The 16,926-nt window shown below is 62.5% G+C and carries 17 protein-coding genes; 11 read left to right on the top strand and 6 right to left on the bottom strand.

All coding sequences use genetic code 11. The features are described 5' to 3' along the window. Window positions 1-30: 30 nt before the first annotated feature. Genes KF707C_RS18965 through KF707C_RS18955 form a run of 3 tightly spaced genes read right to left on the bottom strand, consistent with a single transcriptional unit; the run spans window position 31 to window position 2,891 of the window. Window positions 31-1,266: an NAD(P)/FAD-dependent oxidoreductase gene (locus KF707C_RS18965; RefSeq protein WP_003454698.1), complete on the bottom strand. Its 1,236-nt coding sequence runs from the start codon at window positions 1,264-1,266 to the stop codon at window positions 31-33. A gap of 13 nt (window positions 1,267-1,279) precedes the next feature. Further along, entirely contained in the window at window positions 1,280-1,600 is a 321-nt protein-coding gene (locus tag KF707C_RS18960) for a 2Fe-2S iron-sulfur cluster-binding protein (protein WP_003454700.1), read from the bottom strand. Between the two features lie 22 nt (window positions 1,601-1,622). Beyond that, on the bottom strand, window positions 1,623-2,891 hold the full coding sequence (locus KF707C_RS18955; RefSeq protein ID WP_036993581.1) for an MFS transporter: 1,269 nt from the start codon (window positions 2,889-2,891) through the stop codon (window positions 1,623-1,625). 161 nt (window positions 2,892-3,052) lie between these two features. On the opposite strand from KF707C_RS18955, the gene KF707C_RS18950 reads away from it, so the two are divergent. The 7 genes from KF707C_RS18950 (at window position 3,053) to KF707C_RS18920 (ending at window position 10,417) form a co-directional block, all read left to right on the top strand. Next, entirely contained in the window at window positions 3,053-4,705 is a 1,653-nt protein-coding gene (locus KF707C_RS18950) for a methyl-accepting chemotaxis protein (RefSeq protein ID WP_003454704.1), read from the top strand. Between the two features lie 273 nt (window positions 4,706-4,978). Further along, the gene (locus tag KF707C_RS18945; RefSeq protein WP_003454705.1) at window positions 4,979-5,209 is read left to right on the top strand and encodes a ferredoxin; all 231 of its coding nucleotides are present in this window, start codon (window positions 4,979-4,981) and stop codon (window positions 5,207-5,209) included. Window positions 5,210-5,262: 53 nt separating this feature from the next. Next, complete coding sequence (locus tag KF707C_RS18940; RefSeq protein WP_036993583.1) at window positions 5,263-6,024, top strand: SDR family NAD(P)-dependent oxidoreductase; 762 nt, start codon at window positions 5,263-5,265, stop codon at window positions 6,022-6,024. A gap of 47 nt (window positions 6,025-6,071) precedes the next feature. Further along, on the top strand, window positions 6,072-7,016 hold the full coding sequence (locus KF707C_RS18935) for a 2,3-dihydroxybiphenyl 1,2-dioxygenase (protein WP_003454709.1): 945 nt from the start codon (window positions 6,072-6,074) through the stop codon (window positions 7,014-7,016). A gap of 2 nt (window positions 7,017-7,018) precedes the next feature. Next, a complete protein-coding gene (locus tag KF707C_RS18930) occupies window positions 7,019-7,903 on the top strand; it encodes a fumarylacetoacetate hydrolase family protein (protein WP_003454712.1) in 885 nt (294 codons plus the stop codon). Then, window positions 7,900-9,537, top strand: a complete 1,638-nt coding sequence (locus KF707C_RS18925) for an MFS transporter (RefSeq protein ID WP_051050767.1) — start codon at window positions 7,900-7,902, stop codon at window positions 9,535-9,537. Before KF707C_RS18930 ends, KF707C_RS18925 begins: the two co-directional genes overlap by 4 nt. A gap of 85 nt (window positions 9,538-9,622) precedes the next feature. Then, a complete protein-coding gene (locus KF707C_RS18920) occupies window positions 9,623-10,417 on the top strand; it encodes an IclR family transcriptional regulator (protein ID WP_003454717.1) in 795 nt (264 codons plus the stop codon). A 17-nt stretch (window positions 10,418-10,434) separates the two neighbouring features. Here the strand turns inward: KF707C_RS18920 and KF707C_RS18915 are convergent, their stop codons facing one another. Further along, entirely contained in the window at window positions 10,435-11,625 is a 1,191-nt protein-coding gene (locus KF707C_RS18915) for a thiolase family protein (protein ID WP_003454719.1), read from the bottom strand. Beyond that, window positions 11,625-12,023 (bottom strand): Zn-ribbon domain-containing OB-fold protein, encoded by a 399-nt coding sequence (locus tag KF707C_RS18910; RefSeq protein WP_003454721.1) that lies wholly within the window; start codon window positions 12,021-12,023, stop codon window positions 11,625-11,627. The genes KF707C_RS18915 and KF707C_RS18910 overlap by 1 nt, the downstream gene beginning before the upstream one ends. Before the next feature lie 140 nt (window positions 12,024-12,163). Here KF707C_RS18910 and KF707C_RS18905 point away from each other — a divergent pair, with 140 nt between their 5' ends. The 4 genes from KF707C_RS18905 to KF707C_RS18890 all read left to right on the top strand — a co-directional run bounded on the left by KF707C_RS18905 (window position 12,164) and on the right by KF707C_RS18890 (window position 16,100). Then, complete coding sequence (locus tag KF707C_RS18905; protein WP_003454723.1) at window positions 12,164-12,865, top strand: SDR family NAD(P)-dependent oxidoreductase; 702 nt, start codon at window positions 12,164-12,166, stop codon at window positions 12,863-12,865. A gap of 43 nt (window positions 12,866-12,908) precedes the next feature. Further along, window positions 12,909-13,910: a fumarylacetoacetate hydrolase family protein gene (locus KF707C_RS18900; RefSeq protein WP_003454726.1), complete on the top strand. Its 1,002-nt coding sequence runs from the start codon at window positions 12,909-12,911 to the stop codon at window positions 13,908-13,910. Between the two features lie 174 nt (window positions 13,911-14,084). After that, window positions 14,085-15,485, top strand: coding sequence for a Rieske 2Fe-2S domain-containing protein (locus KF707C_RS18895; protein ID WP_003454729.1), 1,401 nt, complete (start codon window positions 14,085-14,087; stop codon window positions 15,483-15,485). 39 nt (window positions 15,486-15,524) lie between these two features. Beyond that, complete coding sequence (locus tag KF707C_RS18890; RefSeq protein WP_003454732.1) at window positions 15,525-16,100, top strand: aromatic-ring-hydroxylating dioxygenase subunit beta; 576 nt, start codon at window positions 15,525-15,527, stop codon at window positions 16,098-16,100. A 20-nt stretch (window positions 16,101-16,120) separates the two neighbouring features. On the opposite strand, the gene KF707C_RS18885 is transcribed toward KF707C_RS18890, so the two are convergent. Beyond that, entirely contained in the window at window positions 16,121-16,879 is a 759-nt protein-coding gene (locus KF707C_RS18885) for a DUF2889 domain-containing protein (RefSeq protein ID WP_003454735.1), read from the bottom strand. Window positions 16,880-16,926: the final 47 nt, after the last annotated feature.

Raw genomic sequence — 16,926 nt, 5'->3', positions numbered from 1 at the left:
GCGTCCGAGAGCGGGCGCGGCCTCGGGTGGTCAGTCGCGGTTGGCGGCTTCCCAAGCCTTGAGCTCGAAGCCCTCGGCGGCGGCCTCGGCAGCGGTCAGCTTGGGTGGGCGAGAGAGGATCTTGCGCGCAGCCATGTGATCCCCTGGGCGGTTGCAGGACTCCACCGCGATCAACTGGTCGTTGCGGAAGCACAGAACGGAGAGCTGGTGGGTCTCCGGTGAGCCGAGGGTGACGGTGCTGTCGTAGCTGGTGGAAAGTCCGGCGATCTGCAGCTTGAGGTTGCCTTGGTCGGTCCAGAACCAGGGCAGCGCACTGTACGGGGCCGGTTTGCCGAGCAAGCGGGCGGCCACGTTACGTGCCTGGTCGGCGGCGTTCTGCACGGATTCGAGGCGGGTCGGACGCTCGCCATTCTGCAGGCAGGGGAAGCAGGCGACGTCGCCGATAGCGGAGATGTGCGGGTCGGAACTCAGCAGGTTGGCGTCCACACGAATGCCGTTCTCGATGGCTAGGCCCGCTTCGTTAGCTAGTTGGGTGTTGGGGATCACGCCGATGCCAAAGACCACCAGGTCGGCCGGTAGTTTGCGGCCGTCCGAGGTTTCCACCGCGCTTACCTTGCCATTGTCACCTTCGATGCGGGTCAGACCCTGGCGGAAGTCAAACTTCACCCCCCAGGCCTCGTGCGCCTGGCGGAACAGTTGGGACATCTCCGTCGACACAGCACGCGCCATCGGCCGATCGCCGAGCTCCAGCACGTGCACACTGGCGCCCAATTCGGCGGCGACCGCGGCGAATTCCAGGCCGATGAAGCCGGCGCCGACCACCACCACGTTGCGTACCTCCTTCACCAGGGGGGCGAGGGCATCGGCATCCTGCTTGGTCTTGACGCCAAATACGCCCTGCAACTCGGCACCGGGTACTGGCAGCGGACGGTTGTGTGCGCCGGTGGCTAATACCAAGTGATCGTAGACGGCCGCCTCGCCGGAGGCGAGCAGGACTCGGCGGTTCTGCCGGTCGATGGCCGTCGCCTGGTCGTGGATCAGCTCGATGCGTTGGGTGGTGAAGAACTCGGTTGGACGGAACAGCAGGGCGTTCTCGTTGATCTTACCGAGCAGGTAGGCCTTGGACAGCGGTGGGCGCTGGTAGGGCAGGCCGGGCTCGTCGCCGATCAGGGTGATGCTTCCGTCGTATCCCTCCTGGCGCAGTGAGGCTGCAACCTGGAAGCCGGCTTGGCCAGCACCGACGATGACTACTGAGGCGAGTGACATGGGAACCTCTTCTTCAGAATTGCGACGCGGGCAGGTGCAGCACCAGGCCGTCGAGCTCTTCGGTCATGAACACCTGGCAGGTCAGGCGGCTGGTATCGCGGCGCTCGAAGGCACAGTCGAGCATGTCGTTTTCGGTGCTGTCGGGAGCCGGGAGGCGCGCCAGCCACCCCTCGTCGACGTAGGCGTGGCAGGTGGCGCACGCACAGGCTCCGCCGCAGTCGGCAGGGATGCCGGGAACGGAGGCGAAGGTGGCGGCCTGCATCACCGATTGGCCAATGTCTGCAGACACCTTGTGCTCGGTACCGTTGTGCTCAATGAAGGTCAGTGTGGGCATGGTCTTCTCCTAGGGAGTCAGGTCAGGAATGGGCAGCGAACGGTGTGGAGGCGAAGCGTGGGACGCGACCCAGGGTAAGCAACAACAGGGGGCCGACAAGACTGCAGGCGAGGCAGTACACCAGCATTGCCGAGTAGGTGCCGGTACGGCTGAGCAGGAGGGCGAACAGCAGCGGTGCGATGGCTGAAGCCACGGTGTTCAGACCCTGGTGCACACCGAACAGGCGGCCATACTCACGCAGGCCGAAATAACGGGCGACCAGGAAGGCCGCGATGTCGAACTCGGCACCGGCGCCGAAGCCGACCAGAACAGCGGCCAGCAACAATGGGCCGAATTCGATGGTGCTGCCGAGATAGATAAGGCAGCCGATGGCCGGCAGGGCCAAGCTGAAGGCCGCCACTGCTGGTGGCCAGAGACGGTCGAGTAGGTAACCGATGAGCATACGACCGAAGATCAGCGCGATGCCAAATCCGCTGAAAATCTGATTGGCCTCGGCGGCCGAAAGCCCCCTGGCCTGCAACATGGGCACGGTGCTGGTGACCATGCCGACGATCGAAGAAATCACCAGCGCCAGGGCCAGGTTGCATGTCCAGAATTTGGTTGAGCTCATCCCCTCGCGAAAGCTCAGACCGGGTAGTTCCAGCAGTGCGCTGGCGTCGTCCTGGCCATGCTTGTCGGCGCTGCCGGCGAGCTTGAACCACAGCAGGGTCAGCGGTAGCAGTACCAGCAGGTTGAGCAGGGCGAGGATGATGAAGGCGGCGCGCCAGTCCCACTGCTCGATGCCCCAGGACATCAGTCTCGGGATGATCGCGGCGGTCAGACCGGTACCGGACAGGCCGATGGCAAGGGCTAGTCCGCGATTACGGTCGTACCAGAGGCTGAGTAACTGGGTCCAGGTCACCGCCAACGCGCCCATACCGATCAATGGCAGGATGGCAAAGGCCAGGTAGAGCGACCAGACCGAGCCACTAAGCTGGGTGGTGCCCAGGTAGCCCAGCGAGAGCAGGACCAGCGAAATGACTGTCATGCGCTTCATGCCAAAACGCAGGTTGAACCATCCGACCAGCTGCAGAGAAACCACCGCGCCGCCGAACAGGAATGTGATCGCTGCCTGCAATTCGCTCTTGTTCCAGCCGAACGCCTGTTCCAGTGGCACAACCAGGGTACCAAAGCCGTAGAGCAGGGCCGCGTTGATACTAATGGCAACGCCGACTACGGAGAGCAAGAGGATTCGCCATCCGCGGCGGAACTCACTGAAGTCGATTGCCGCTTCATTTTGGGAGGAAGGCATGGTCTGGCGTCCTTTATTGGTTTTGTGGGGCCAAGCTGTGGAGAGATGCGCGGATATTGCCGATTGATGATCTGAACATAAATCTGAATAATGTATAAATAGTATGGCGAGACGGGTGTCCTGTCTAGTCATGTCCCATAACAACAAGAACGGTGAGCATCATGCTATTCCTGAAAAGACTCTCCATTGGCGCCAAGCTACTCGTGCTGCCAGGGCTGTTCGTGCTCGCGCTGCTGATCGTCTCGGGTATGGCCTACCGGGGATTGGCCAGGCAGCAGGCGGTGATCGAAGAGATCGACCAGTTGCGTTTCCAGCAGTACCGTCAGGTACTTGAAACCTCCGCCGCCTCGCAGGCTGCTATGGTCGGCGCCTATGCCACGGTTGCGCGAATTCTCGAATCGAATGGCTCGACCTCCGCCGAGGAGCTGGAGTCTTATCTCGAAGATATGCAAGCCAGTGTCGACGACATGCGTGCCGGGCTGGACAGGCTTGCGCGCGAGACAGGGCTGGGAGAGGAGGAGAAGGCTCTTTACCGTGCGGTGGAGGAGCAGGCTGGCGTCGTTGGCGAGGGGCTCTCCGATTTCAAGCGCACTGCGTTGGGCGACCAGCTGCAAGCGGCATCGCTGCTCGGTCGTGTACGCGCCGAATACAACGGTTTGCAAGGCCAGTTCAACCGTCTGTTGGGCCTGCAGGCAGAGCTTACCTCCGGCGCTTTCGCTGAGGCTGGCACCATGCAGCGGCAAGTGTCGAAGATGCTGATTGGCGTGCTGCTGACGGCCAGCACCTTGGCGCTGCTTGTCAGTCTGTTGCTACGCGGTCAGATCGTTCGCTCCATCCGGGAGATCGAGCAGGCGTCGATCAGGTTGCGCGACGGCGACTTAACCCGGCGTGTGCGAGTTATCGGTCGCGACGAAATCGCTCACACGGCGCAGGCCTTCAACGAACTGATCGACAGCTTTCAGCAGGCCATGCGCCAGGTCGCAAGTGTGGCGGCTTCCGTCGGCGCCTCGGCTGAGGAGTTGGTGGGGGCCTCGGCACGGGTGGCCGAGAGTTCCACGGCGCAGGCCGGAGCTGTGGGAGCGGTTTCGATGACCATTGAGCAGATGAGCGACGGCATCGCTGCGATTTCCAGTCATGCCGAGAACCTGCGCAGCTCGGCTGAGGCCAGCTTGCATGGAGCGGAGGGCGGGCATCTGGCCCTGTCGCACTTGCTCGAAAAGATCGACAGTGTGCGTCACGCGTTCTCCGCCATTCGGGGCTCGGTGGGCGATTTCGTCGAAAGTACCACGGCTATTACAGCAAGCATTACTCAGGTCAAGGACCTCTCTGCGCAGACTAACCTGCTGGCGCTCAATGCCGCGATCGAGGCAGCTAGGGCTGGCGAGAGCGGGCGGGGGTTCAGCGTGGTTGCCGACGAAGTGCGCAACCTTGCTCAGCGCTCTGCGCTGGCCGCCAACTCCATCAACGAGTTGACCGCAAAGTTGGAGGGGCAGTCTGAGGTGGTGGATGAAGCCTTGCGCGCTGGATCTGTGGCACTGGAAGACAGTGGCAGGTTGCTGGTTGAGCTGGAGAGCACTCTGCAGCAGGCGGCAGAGTTAGTGGGAGACTCGACCCGTGGAGTGGACCAGATTGCTGATGCGGTGCGGGTGCAGAGCGAAGGTGGGCGAGATATCGCCTCGAACGTCGAGCGCATCGCGCGAATGGCGGGAGAGGGGGATGCGATTGCTCACCGGGTCTCTAGCGCAGTGATTTCTCTGCGTGAGTTGTCCGAGGAATTGAATCTGGCGGTGAGCCGCTTTCGTTTCCAGGGTTGATCTGCACCCTCAGCGTAGGTCCAGTCGGTGTCATTGCTCACATCTCGAAATACTTATACAAAAAATAAATTAATGATCATATAAATTTGATTATCTGGCTGGTTCTGTCCTTCTGTGCGAGCTGTAGCATTGCGGTGAAGGGGGTTCTTGCAGTTTTAAATATATGATTAATAAGCAATTTTTTGATTTTTATTGAGCTGTGCTCAGTGGATTATTTACAAACACTCGAAAAGTGTTCATTATTTTTCTGCCTGCCTAGATGAGGAGAATAAGATGAATTCTGACAAGGCTCGATTCGAGGTTGTGGTCGATCGCAGTCGCTGCTGCGGCTACGGGCTTTGTGCCGCGATCTGCCCAAGCGTCTACAAGCTGGATGCCGATGGTTTGGTTTATGTGGATAGCAAGGTCGTTCCCCCGGAGCTCGAAGAGGAAGCGCGCGAGGGGGCTGAGGCTTGTCCGGCCGAGGCGATCTGGCTCGAGGAGATCAAGCCAGAGGGTGAATAGCAGGGGCGTTGTCGTGAGGCCTGGATGAATAAGAACAAGAAGTGGAGGGTGCAATGACGGGGCGTCTTGAAGGTAAGGTTGCTCTGATTACCGGGACCGGCGGTGGTCAGGGCAGGGCAGCAGCATTGCGCTTCGCCCGTGAAGGAGCGATTGTGGTGGGCTGCGACGTGAATGCCGTCGCGCATGGGGAAACCGCTGCCCTGTTGCACGCAGAAGGACTGCGTTTGTACGGTCAGGCGCCGGTCGATCTCGGCGACCACGAGCAGGCCAGGGCCTGGGTTGAGGCGGCAGTGACCGAACATGGCGCTATCGACATCCTCTACAACAATGCTTCGGCTGCGCGTTTTGGCAAAGTCAGCGAGTTTTCCATCGAGGACTGGCACTACACCATTCGTAACGAAGTCGATTTGCTCTTCTACACGACCAAATACGCCTGGGATCATCTGGCCGAGCGACGCGGAGTGATCATCAACGTCTCGTCCACGGCGGCCTGGGGCGGTTCCAAGGTGGCCGGCATCTCTGCGCATGCCGCTGCCAAAGGGGCGGTGGTTTCTTTCACCCGCCAACTGGCGGTGGAAGGGGCTCCACTCGGTATCCGTGCCGTCAGTCTCAGCCCTGGTTTCATCGCCACTCCTGGCACCGCGGAGTTCCTGGAAAACCCGGTGGCACGGGCCGCTCTGCTCGACGGCGTACTGATGGATCGCCCGGGGGAGCCCGAGGAAGTGGTCGCTCTGGCGCTGTTCCTGGCGTCCAGCGAGGCTTCTTTTGTTACCGGCTCCGATTTCGTCATCGATGGTGGTCTCCTGGCCATCTAGCCTCCGCAGCCACCACTCCTACGGTATTCGAACAATAAGGTGAAATCATGGATATCATCGGCATCGGTTATATGGGATTCGAGACCGCGAACCTCGACGCCTGGCGTGAGTATGGCCCGCAGGTCATGGGCTTCGGCATCGGCAAGTCGCCGGAGAGTGATCCGCAATCGCTGTATTTTCGCATCGACGACCGCCGCCATCGTTTCGCCTTCCACCCCGGCAAGGTCGACCGCCTGGCCTACATCGGCTGGGAGGCGCTCGGACGCATGGCGTTCGAGGATGGCCTGAGGCGGCTCGAGGCCGCAGGCGTCGAGTTCACTCGTGGCGATGCTGCCTTCTGCGAGTTGCGTGGGGTACGTGAGGTGGTGCGCTTCCGCGACCCAGTGGGCTACCAGTACGAGCTGTTCTACGCGCAGAAATGGACGCCGCGTTCGTTCATTCCTGGTCGTCCGCATACTGGCTTTCTGGCCGACGAGCGCGGGGCCGGGCATGTGGTGGTGATCACTCCGGAGTACACTCCAGAACTGGAACATTTCCTCCTCAATGTGATGGGGTTCCATTGGTATGGCGCGGGAGCGGGCAAGGGGCGCACCGGCTTCTTTCGGGCCAAGCTGAACAACCATACCAGTCACGACATTGCCTATGGGCATGGGCCGGGGCGCATGGGGGTTCAGCATGTCGGCCTGTTTGTGCGCAGCGTGCGCGACGTCGGCGAGACCTATGACATCGTACGCAAGCGTGAGCTGCCGATGATGATGACCCTCGGCCAGCACAGTCAGGATCCGCATCTTTCCTTCTATCACTTCAACCCCTCCGGCTTCGCCTTCGAAACCATCGCCGAGATCGAGCCATGGCAGGGCGACCCCTATGAGCTCAACCCTGAGACTCTGAGCCTGTGGGGCCACGAGATAGTCGGGCCGATCCTCGGGCCGAGCGTGCGCACGCCCGAGGAAGTGCTGGACGCCGAGTATCTAGCAGGCAAGAAGCGCTGAGCATGCGTCTGGCGAGGGTCGAGTCGGGTGGCGAGGCGTTCTGGGCGCTGCTCGATTCCGACTTCTGTCGTTTGCATCGTATTCGCGCACCGTTCGAGGCCTGGGCACCGGTTGTGGGGCTGGGACTGGCTGCCGACCTTGGTCTCGACAAGGCGCCCCTTGCGCTGTCGGACTGCCGTCTGCTGCCGCCCCTGCAGCCGGGGGCGCGGGCCTTCGGTGTGGGGCTGAACTATCGCAGCCACCTGGAGCGCCTGGGCAGTTCACCGCCAGCCCATCCGCTCGCTTACCTGAAGCCGGATTCTGCCTTGGTCGGTGCGCACGACGAGATCGCCTATCCGCCCCTTACCGGGCAGCTCGACTACGAAGTCGAGCTGGTCGCCGTGGTCGCCCGACCGCTATGTGACGAGCCCCGGGCCAGCGCCTGCTTGCTCGGCTACACGGTCGGCAACGACATCAGTGCGCGGGACGCGGGACGGCGCATCGGCCGCCTCGACCTGTTGACCCAGAAGGCCATGGACCGTACCACGCCGGTCGGGCCTTGGATCGTCACGCTCGACGAGCTTGGCGGCTCCGGGCAGCCGGAGCTGGAGGTGAGCTTGAGCGTCAACGGTGAGCTGCGTCAGCAGGACAACACTCGGCAGATGATCTTCCCGATCGACGAACTTCTCAATTTTCTCGATGCACGCATCAGTCTGCGTCCAGGGGATCTGGTGTTCACCGGCTCGACTCATGGCGTGGGGCTGGAGGACGGACGCTTCCTGGTACCGGGGGACCTAGTCGAGGCGCGCATCGAGGGGCTCGGCACGCTGCACAACCGGATCGGTCCCCAGCGCGTCCTGAATGCTGCGCGCAGCGTCGGGCGGCTGGGACGGCCCGACGGCGAATGAGCATGGACAGACAGACCTCCTCCGCCCCCTCTGGGGAGCCGCTGGCTGATACGGAGCTCTCTGCGTTCTGGGCGCCGCTACGTCATGGATTGTTCGTCGGACTGTGGCTCGCCTGCGCCGTCGCCAACCTGGCAATCTGGATGCAGACGGTCGGGGCAGCCTGGATCATGACACTGCTGTCGGCGTCGCCGCTGATGGTCTCCCTGGTACAGACGGCGATCACTCTGCCCGTCTTCCTGTTCGGTCTACCGGGCGGTGTGCTCGCCGACCGAATGGACCCTCGCCGCCTGCTGCTGTTTACTCAGTCGATCATCCTGGGAGCGGCCGTGGTGCTGTGCCTGCTGGACTGGGGGGGAGGACTGGAAGCCTGGTCACTGCTGCTGTGCACCTTCGTCCTGGGCACCGGTAGCGCCTTGGGGATGGCGGCCTGGATGGTGACGGTGGTTGGTGTCCTGCCGCGTGAGCAAGTGCCGGCGGCGATTTCCCTCAGTGGCATTTCGATCAACGCCACTCGTGCCTTGGGACCGGCCCTGGCCGGGGCGTTGATCGTATGGTGGAGCAGCGCCGCCGTGTTCCTGGTAATCGCCCTGTGCATGGTTGCTGTACTGGTCTTCATCTTCCGCCTGCCGGCCCGTGCCCACGCCGACGCTCTTCCACCGGAAACCCTGGCTGGCGGTATGCGCAGCGGCTTGCGCTACATCCGCCATTCTGCAGTGCTGTCCAGCGCGCTCAAGCAGGTATTCGTCTTCACCAGCTGCGCCAGTGCGCTGTGGGCGCTGTTGCCGCTGGTGGCCAAGGAAGAACTGGGCATGGACGCTGGTGGCTACGGCTTGCTGATGGCCTTTTTGGGGGCCGGTGCGGTGCTGGCCGCGCTCGGGCTAACCAGCGTCTATAGCCGTTTCCCTCTGCGCCGGCTGATTGTCGTCGGCGCCTTTGCCTTCGCTGCGGCAACCCTGGCGGCGGCGCTGTCGCACAGCCAGGCGGTGGTCTGCGCCATGCTGGTGCTGGCCGGCATGGGTTGGATGGCGGTGAACGCAACCATCTCCACTGTGGTGCAGACCTACGCCGCGAACTGGGTGCGCGCTCGCGTCGCCTCGGTGTACCTGTTGGTGCTGATGGGCTCGATGGCCCTGGGTGGCGCCCTGTGGGGCGTTTTGGCGCAGTACCTGGGACTGGACAACAGCCTGCTGCTGTCGGCGTCGAGCATCCTGCTCGGGTTGTTCCTGACGCGCCGCGGAGAGATCGCCATGGGCCGGGAGGCGGATTTCGCCGACGCGCAGCAGACCGACAAGCTGGTGCTGGCCGGGGAGGTCGCCCACGACGACGGGCCCGTCTGCATCGAAGTCAGTTACCGGGTGGAGGTCGCCGAGCGTGAGGCTTTTCTTCGTACCGTATATGCCGTAGGCCTGGCGCGGCGGCGTAACGGTGCGCAGAACTGGCGGTTGTATCGCGATCTGGCCGAGACCGACCACTATGTTGAGCGCTTCATCGTCGAGTCGTGGCTGGATTACCTGCGCCAGTGCGGGCGACTGACCCAGAATGACGAAGTTCAGGAGGTGGCCCTGATGCGATTCCGCGACGTGCGGCGGGAGATCAAGCGCTACATCTACCAGGCACCGATGGAGCAGATCTGAGGTCAATTAATCTCTATATTAAATTTGCAGGGGCTTTGTGTTCTCGGTATAGAATTGCAGAGTCAAGCCAACCGAGAATAAGCGCATGGATACTTCAGAGACCGTGGAAGCCGACGGTGATCGCAAGGCAATGGGGGCGGTCACTGTAAAACCGGTCGTCAACGCGATCCGCATCCTTCGTCACTTGAGCCAGGCCGGGGCGCCGGAACGTTCGGTGGACATCGCCCGGTTGCTGTCGATCAACCCCAGCACCTGTTTCAACATTCTGCGCACCTTGGTGATGGAGGATGTCGTCGATTTCAATCCGATGTCGAAGCGCTATTCGGCGGGGCTGGGACTAGCCCGCCTGGTGGGGCAGTTGGTCACCCAAGGGCAGCGTGTGCAACTGGTCAAACCGCTGCTGCAGGAGTTCGCGGCGCGCATGAGGGTGACCATCACCTTGTGGCGGCGCATGGGGGCGGACCGCATCGTCATTGTCAGTTCGGCGGCCAGTCCTACTGATGTCCGCATCGACATGGCCGAGGGGCAGCGCTTTCCCATGCTGATGGGGGCCAGCGGGCGCTTGTTCTCAACGCAGCTGGACCTGGATGCCTCGGAGTTCGAGGCCATCTACGAGAAGATTCGCTGGGCGCGCCCACTCCCCATAGAGACCTACCGCGAGGAAGTGCGACTGGCCGCTGAGCGGGGTTGGGCGATTGACGATGGTTATTTCTCGGTCGGCATCCTGGCCGTTGCTGCACCTGTCTATTCCCCCGAGGGGGCAATCGACTACACCGTTTCAGCCGTGATGTTTCGTGGCCAGCGCGATGACGAAGGCATCAAGGAGCTGGCGGGCGCACTCACCGAGTTCTGCTCCGAGTTGGCCGACGTCCTGTTTTGACGCAGGCCGAGTATGGGTCACTCCCGAACCAGCAGTAGGCTGCCGCCCAGCGGTCCACCGCCAGCGGCAACCACGGATACACGATTCTCTTTGGTCTGACGCCCTTGGGCACGTCCCCATAGCTGCAAGCACGCCTCGTGGACGTAGCCCAGGCCGTGGGTGCGGCCACCGGACAACTGGCCGCCGTTGGTGTTGATCGGCAGTTTGCCGTTCAAGGCGATGCGCTGGCCGCCTTCGACAAAGGCGCCGCTCTCGCCCACCGGGCAAAGGCCCAGCGCCTCCAGCCAGATCATGGTCAGGATCGAGAAGCCGTCGTAGAGTTGTGCCGAGTCGACGTCGTCCGGGGTGTAGTCGGTCCGCTGCCACATCATCCGGCCAACGTCGAAGGCCGCCATCCCGGTAAGGGATATCTGATCCCAGGACCACGGTTGGTTCAACGCGGCTCCTATCGCCTCTATGCGGATCGGTGCGTGGCGGCCATCGCACGCGGCATCGCGGCGCGACAGGACGATAGCGGTGGAGGCGTCGCAATGCACGTCGCAGTCGAACATGCGCAGCGGCGTGGAAATCATCCGCGACTGCATGTAGTCGTCCAGCGACATGGGGGTGCGGTAGATGGCCTTGGGGTTGCGCATGGCGTTCTGCCGACAGGTCAGTGCGATCTGCGCGAGCTGTTCGGGCCGGGTGCCGTATTCGTGGAAATGACGCTGTGCGTACAGCGCCATCAGGTTGATGCCGGAGAGCACATTGAAGGGCGTGAACCACTGCCAGGCATAGCTGCTGTCGCGCCCTTGGGTCTTGTTGCTCAGGGCACCAGCCTGTTTGTTGTGCAGGCGCGCCGAGGCTTCGGTAATGGTGCGGAAAACCAGGACGTGCCGGCACAGGCCGGCGGCGATGGCCATGGCACCATTGATCATGCCGGCCAGTGGACCGGGACCCTCGTAGCCGGCGCCGAACCAGTTGAGGTTCAGGCCCAGGGCGCTTTTCAGGGCGCTGGGGCCGACCGGGGAGAAGGGGTCGCCGTTGTTGTTGTCCCCCGGCCAGCAGGCCACGCCATCGATGTCGTGGCGCTCCAGGCCGGCGTCGGCGATGGCTTCCAAGCAGGCATCGAGGGTCAGGCGCATGGCTGATTTGCTGGATGGCCGGGCTACCTCGGACTGGCCGATGCCGGTGATGGCGACATCTTTCTCGTAGCGCTGCTCAATCATCATTGATCCTTCTCGAACAAGGGTAGCCAGACGTCCTCGACGTTCAGGAAGCTGACCCGTACCGGCATGTCGATATACACCCGCTGTGGATCCATACCGACGACGTTGCTGACGAAGCGCAGGCCCTCCTGCTCGGCCAGCTCGATGATTGCGACCACGTAGGGCACTTCCAGGTCGCTGCTCCATTGCTGGTAGTTGAGGGTATAGCTCAGCACTTTGCCCTTTCCGGAGACCGCGCACGGCGCCACATCGAGGCTCGCGCAGCGCGGACAGATCGGGCCGGGCGGGTGGAAGAAGCGCGTGCAGCCGTTGCACTTGTGGATCAGCAGTTGGCCGTGCTCGCCGCCCTGCCAGAAGGCACGGTTGTCGGCGTTGAGGGCGGGCAGTTTTCTGGGCATTCGCGGAACCTGCGGGTGCGCTGGCTTGGGATGCCGATGACTTTAACAATTGTACATATTTTTGAAAAGTGTCATATATTGGCGGCGATACGAGCACGCACAATCAGGCTCGCGGTAAACAACAAGAGGATCCTTTTGCCATGTCCCTGCCTTTGCAAGACAAGACAATCATAGTCACTGGCGGTTCCGGCGCTCTGGGTAGTGCCTTGGGTCGCCTGCTGCTGGAGCGCGGTGCGCAGATCGCCCTGCTCGACCGCGCCGAAGCGTCTGCCAGCCTAGGTGAGGCCCCTGGGTTGCTTCCGTTGGGAGGCGTCGACCTGACTTCCACCGAGTCGGCGCAGGCGGCCGTGGCCAAGGTGGTCGGGCATTTCGGGCGGATCGACGGGCTGGTCAACGTGGCCGGCGGCTTCGCCTGGGAGACCCTGGAGGGCGGCAGCCTGGAAACCTGGGACCGCCTGTACCAGATCAACCTGCGTACCGCGCTGGTTAGCAGCCAAGCGGCTCTGAGCCATTTGCTCGAAGCGCCGGCGGGGCGAATCGTGAACGTCGGCGCGCTGGCCTCGCTGAAGGCAGGGCTGGGCATGGGCGCTTATGCCGCCTCGAAGTCCGGCGTGGCTCGCCTGACCGAAGCCTTGGCCGAGGAGCTGAAGGACCGTGGCGTCACCGTCAACGCCGTGCTGCCGAGCATTATCGATACCCCGGCAAACCGAGCCGATATGCCGGATGCCGATGCTGGCCGTTGGGTCACGCCGGAGGCCCTGGCCCGGGTCATCGCCTTCCTGCTTTCGGACGACGCCGCACCCATCACCGGCGCCTGCCTGCCCGTGAGTGGCCGGGTATGACGCCCACTTTAAACTGCTGGCACTCGACTGGAGTACAAGAACCATGAGACTGGTGACCTTTACCGATGGCAGCGGCTTCGAGCGTGCTGGGGTGCTTCTGGAGAACGATCAGGTCGTTCTCGACCTGCAGGCGGCCTATCGGGTGGTGCAGGGGCGTGAATGTCCGGAACTGAGCAGCGTGCTGGCGCTGGTCGAGGCGGGCGAGGACGGTCTGGCGCTGGCCCGCTCGCTGGTGGAGCGGGCGCCCGCCCTGGCGGTGCGCGAGCGCGCCCTGGTGAAGCTGCGCGCACCGATCCAGCCGCCGCCGCAGATGCGCGACTGCTCCTGCTTCGAGCTGCACCTGCGGCAGAGCTTCGCCGCCGCACGTCGCGCCCGGGCACTGCGCACGCCGGACCCGGAGGCGACCCTCAAGGCGATGAATACGCGCGCCGACGAGCGGGTCATCGAGACCTTCAATCGGCAGCCCATCTACTACAAGTGCAACCGCTTCGCGGTCATCGGAATCGACGACGAGTTTCAGTGGCCTGGCTTCAGCAAAGCGCTGGACTTCGAACTGGAGTTCGGCTGCTACATCGGCAGACGCGGCAAGGACATCAGCCGTGATGCGGCCCGTTCGCATATCGTCGGCTACACCATCTTTAACGACATGAGCGCGCGCGATGCGCAGGCGGCGGAGATGCCCGGCATGCTTGGCCCGGCCAAGAGCAAGGACTTCGACACGGCGAACATCATGGGGCCATGCCTGGTGACGGCCGACGAGTTGGGCGATCCCTATGACCTGAACATGGTCGCGCGGGTCAACGGCGAGGAGTGGGGGCGGGGCAACACCCGCGACATGCGTTGGTCCTTCGAGGATGTGATCGCCCACATCTCGCGTTCAGAAACCCTCTATCCCGGCGAATTCCTCGGCTCCGGCACGGTGGGCAATGGTTGCGGTCTGGAGCAACTGCGCTATCTGCGGCCGGGTGACCTGGTCGAGTTGGAGGTGGATGGCATCGGAGTGCTGAGCACTCGCGTCGGCAGCGCCGGGCAAGTTGTTACCTGATATGCCCGAATCACCCGGCCCGGGCATGAGAGGTCGATGGTAGCGGGTATGCCAGGGGTGGGTGGAAGGATTCACTCACTTTCCGAGTGGCGATTTCTATGTACATTTTTATAAAAAGTGTCTTATATTTGCTCCGGCTTAAATTCGCCGTAGCGCCCTGAACAGGAGGCAATCATGCTAACAAGAACAAGCCCTGTATTGTCCGACGGAACCAAGGTTTCCGATCTCATCTACCCCGATACCCGTGAAGTGCAGATGCGCGTGTTGTCGGACCGTGAGATCTATGAGCTGGAGATGGAAAAAATCTTTGGCAAGATCTGGGTCTTCCTCGGGCACGAGTCCGAGATCCCCAATTCCGGAGACTTTGTGGTCCGTGACATGGGCTCCGATTCGGTGATCGTTGCCCGGGGCAAGGACGGCGAAGTCTATGTGAACCTCAACGTCTGCCCGCACCGTGGTATGCGTATCAGCACGGCCGACTGTGGTAACACACAGATCCACAAATGCATCTACCACGGCTGGGCCTTCCGTCCCAATGGCGACTTCATCGGCTCGCCGGTCGAGCGAGAATGCATGCACGGCAAGATGCTGTCGAAAGAGGAGTTGGGCCTGAAAAAAGCCCGGGTAACCCTCTACGGTGGCCTGGTCTTCGCTACCTGGAATGTCGACGGTCCGTCGTTCGAGGAGTTCCTCGGCGATGCCAAGTGGTACTACGACATGCTGTTCTGCCGCTCTGACAAGGGTATGGAGGTGCTCGGTCCGCCACAGCGCTTCATCGTCAACGCCAACTGGAAGACTGCCGGCGAGCAGTCGGCCGCCGATGGTTTCCACACCCTGACACTGCACCGTTGGCTGGGCGAAGTGGGCAACTACGCGAAGAAAGGCCAGGGGGAAGGTGAGGGGGCAGATCTCAGCCCCGAGATGATCGGCGTGGAGATTAGCTCGCCGCATGGTCACGCCCTGCGCTGCATCGACCTCGCACGCAAGATCAAGCGTCTGACTGGCCTCGATCCGGCGGAGCTGTCCGTGCAGGAGAAGCTGAACGCGCTGCCGCCGGCTGGAATGACCCGCGACATGGTCGAGCAGCTGTCTCGCAACCTGAGCGAGGACCAGCTCAAGGTGCTGACCAGCATGCCGCCGCAAGTGGGTGGAATGTTCCCGAACATTCTTTTCGGTTTTGTCTATATTCCACAGCCCGATGGTTCGGTGGTCGGCTCCATGACCATGCACGCCTACGTGCCCCAGGGGCCGGACAAGCTCGAGTTCGTCAACTGGATCTTCGCCGAGAAGGATGCGCCGGCCGAGTTGCGCGAGAAGATGCTGAAGCAGACCATCCAACTGTTCGGCACCTCCGGCATGGTCGAGCAGGACGACTCCGATACCTGGCCGCATATGACGCTGGCCGCCAAGGGAGCGATGGGCCGCCAGATGACCTTGAAATACCAGGCATGTTACGAGACCGGCGCTCCCGAGGGTTGGCCGGGGCCGGGTATCGTCAACGAGGGTTTCACCAAGGACGACACCCAGTGGCATTGGTGGCAGTACTGGCACGAGCTGATGACGGCGGAAGACTGATCGTCGCTCCAGGCACAACAACAATTTCAGGAGTTACTCATGGCCCAAGTACAAGAACGTGGCGCCGACCAGATTCAGCCTGGATCGCCGGTTGGCATCAAGCGTGTCCCGGTCGGTACCGAGATCTATAACCAGGTAGTGACCTTCCTTTACGAGGAGGCGACGTTGCTGGACCAGATTCGCCTGCAGGAATGGGCCGCGCGCCTGGCCACCGACCTGGTCTACACCGTGCCTCTGCGGCATACCCGTCTGCAGTCCGAGCTGTCCACCACTATCGTGCGCAGCGTACAGCACTACCACGACGACTACCGCTCGATCATGGGACGGATCCTGCGCCTGTCCGGCAAGAGCGCCTGGGCGGAAGACCCACCCTCCCGTACCCGTCGCCTGGTAACCAACGTGTTCGTTGAAGAGACGGAGAAGGGCGACGAGTTCGTGGTGACCAGCTATCTGCTGCTGACCCGTAACCGCTTCAAGGACCACCATGTCGACATCATCAGTGGTGAGCGCCGGGATGTGCTACGCCTGACCGAAGAAGGCTTCAAGCTGGCGCGCCGTGAGGTCATCCTCGATCAGGCTGTGCTGGGGACGCCTAACCTCGCCGTGTTCCTCTGATGGCCTTGGCCTGCCCCTCGTCAGGAGGGGCGGGCCTCCTCTTTCCCGGCTAGCCAGTTCTGGTCGTCCATGCACAGCGCTGACGCCGCTTCGCTGAAGTCCCAGGTGGAACCCTTGATCCGCAGCGCTTGTGTGGCCCGTGCCGGTTGCTGGCTGTAGCAGCGGCCAGTGCTGGAGGCATGCACCTGAGCATCCAGGTTGTTCATGCGACCCAGCGAGATCTGTGTGCAGCGGCGTAGCAGCAGTGCAGCTTCCGCTTCCTCCTCGGACAGATTGTTGAACGCCCAGCGAGCCATTCCTTCACGGAGATTGACCCCGCAGTAGGGCGGTGGTCCCTCAATGGTCGAGCCATGCACGTCCCAGCTAAGCAGGGGGGCGCCGTCGCGTAGCAGGACCGGGTTGGTGCGCTCGTCGATGCGGTCTGGAACCTGAATGTCGTACCGACGCCGGGACGCCCCTCGAGCGGCGTTGGCGATGGCCAGGCCAGCCAGGTCGAGCAGATGCGTGCATTGGTGCTGGGCATCTGTCTGCCGGGTCACTGAGTGGGCTATCTGGCTGAGCGGCATGCCGATCAGCCGCTCCAGTTGTTCGGCGGCCTGCGGGCAGGCGGAGTAGGGATAGCGCACGGCCTCGCCGCCGATCTCGCTCACGATACCGTCGCGGTGGCGCAGCCAGACGCGGAAGTGGTGGAAGTCGTCCTCCAGGCTCGCGCGTACCTCTCTAGTGGCATCCTGTATCGTCGAAACTATTTCCACCCGGCGCCGGAACATGCTGGTCATCGTGGTTTCCTTTTGCTGTTTTCGCAGGTGCTTGTCGCTAAGGATTG

This window comes from Pseudomonas furukawaii, from assembly GCF_002355475.1.
Classification (GTDB): Bacteria; Pseudomonadota; Gammaproteobacteria; order Pseudomonadales; family Pseudomonadaceae; genus Metapseudomonas; species Metapseudomonas furukawaii.
The sequence above is the reverse complement of the archived record's forward strand: the minus strand, read 5'-3'. Positions and strand labels throughout refer to the sequence as shown.

Excerpts from the sequence above, each read along its gene's own strand:
- KF707C_RS18965 (WP_003454698.1), bottom strand. The coding sequence starts at position 1,266 with ATGTCACTCGCCTCAGTAGTCATCGTCGGTGCTGGCCAAGCCGGCTTC.
- KF707C_RS18960 (WP_003454700.1), bottom strand. The coding sequence starts at position 1,600 with ATGCCCACACTGACCTTCATTGAGCACAACGGTACCGAGCACAAGGTG.
- KF707C_RS18955 (WP_036993581.1), bottom strand. The coding sequence starts at position 2,891 with ATGCCTTCCTCCCAAAATGAAGCGGCAATCGACTTCAGTGAGTTCCGC.
- KF707C_RS18950 (WP_003454704.1), top strand. The coding sequence starts at position 3,053 with ATGCTATTCCTGAAAAGACTCTCCATTGGCGCCAAGCTACTCGTGCTG.
- KF707C_RS18945 (WP_003454705.1), top strand. The coding sequence starts at position 4,979 with ATGAATTCTGACAAGGCTCGATTCGAGGTTGTGGTCGATCGCAGTCGC.
- KF707C_RS18940 (WP_036993583.1), top strand. The coding sequence starts at position 5,263 with ATGACGGGGCGTCTTGAAGGTAAGGTTGCTCTGATTACCGGGACCGGC.
- KF707C_RS18935 (WP_003454709.1), top strand. The coding sequence starts at position 6,072 with ATGGATATCATCGGCATCGGTTATATGGGATTCGAGACCGCGAACCTC.
- KF707C_RS18930 (WP_003454712.1), top strand. The coding sequence starts at position 7,019 with ATGCGTCTGGCGAGGGTCGAGTCGGGTGGCGAGGCGTTCTGGGCGCTG.
- KF707C_RS18925 (WP_051050767.1), top strand. The coding sequence starts at position 7,900 with ATGAGCATGGACAGACAGACCTCCTCCGCCCCCTCTGGGGAGCCGCTG.
- KF707C_RS18920 (WP_003454717.1), top strand. The coding sequence starts at position 9,623 with ATGGATACTTCAGAGACCGTGGAAGCCGACGGTGATCGCAAGGCAATG.
- KF707C_RS18915 (WP_003454719.1), bottom strand. The coding sequence starts at position 11,625 with ATGATTGAGCAGCGCTACGAGAAAGATGTCGCCATCACCGGCATCGGC.
- KF707C_RS18910 (WP_003454721.1), bottom strand. The coding sequence starts at position 12,023 with ATGCCCAGAAAACTGCCCGCCCTCAACGCCGACAACCGTGCCTTCTGG.
- KF707C_RS18905 (WP_003454723.1), top strand. The coding sequence starts at position 12,164 with ATGTCCCTGCCTTTGCAAGACAAGACAATCATAGTCACTGGCGGTTCC.
- KF707C_RS18900 (WP_003454726.1), top strand. The coding sequence starts at position 12,909 with ATGAGACTGGTGACCTTTACCGATGGCAGCGGCTTCGAGCGTGCTGGG.
- KF707C_RS18895 (WP_003454729.1), top strand. The coding sequence starts at position 14,085 with ATGCTAACAAGAACAAGCCCTGTATTGTCCGACGGAACCAAGGTTTCC.
- KF707C_RS18890 (WP_003454732.1), top strand. The coding sequence starts at position 15,525 with ATGGCCCAAGTACAAGAACGTGGCGCCGACCAGATTCAGCCTGGATCG.
- KF707C_RS18885 (WP_003454735.1), bottom strand. The coding sequence starts at position 16,879 with ATGACCAGCATGTTCCGGCGCCGGGTGGAAATAGTTTCGACGATACAG.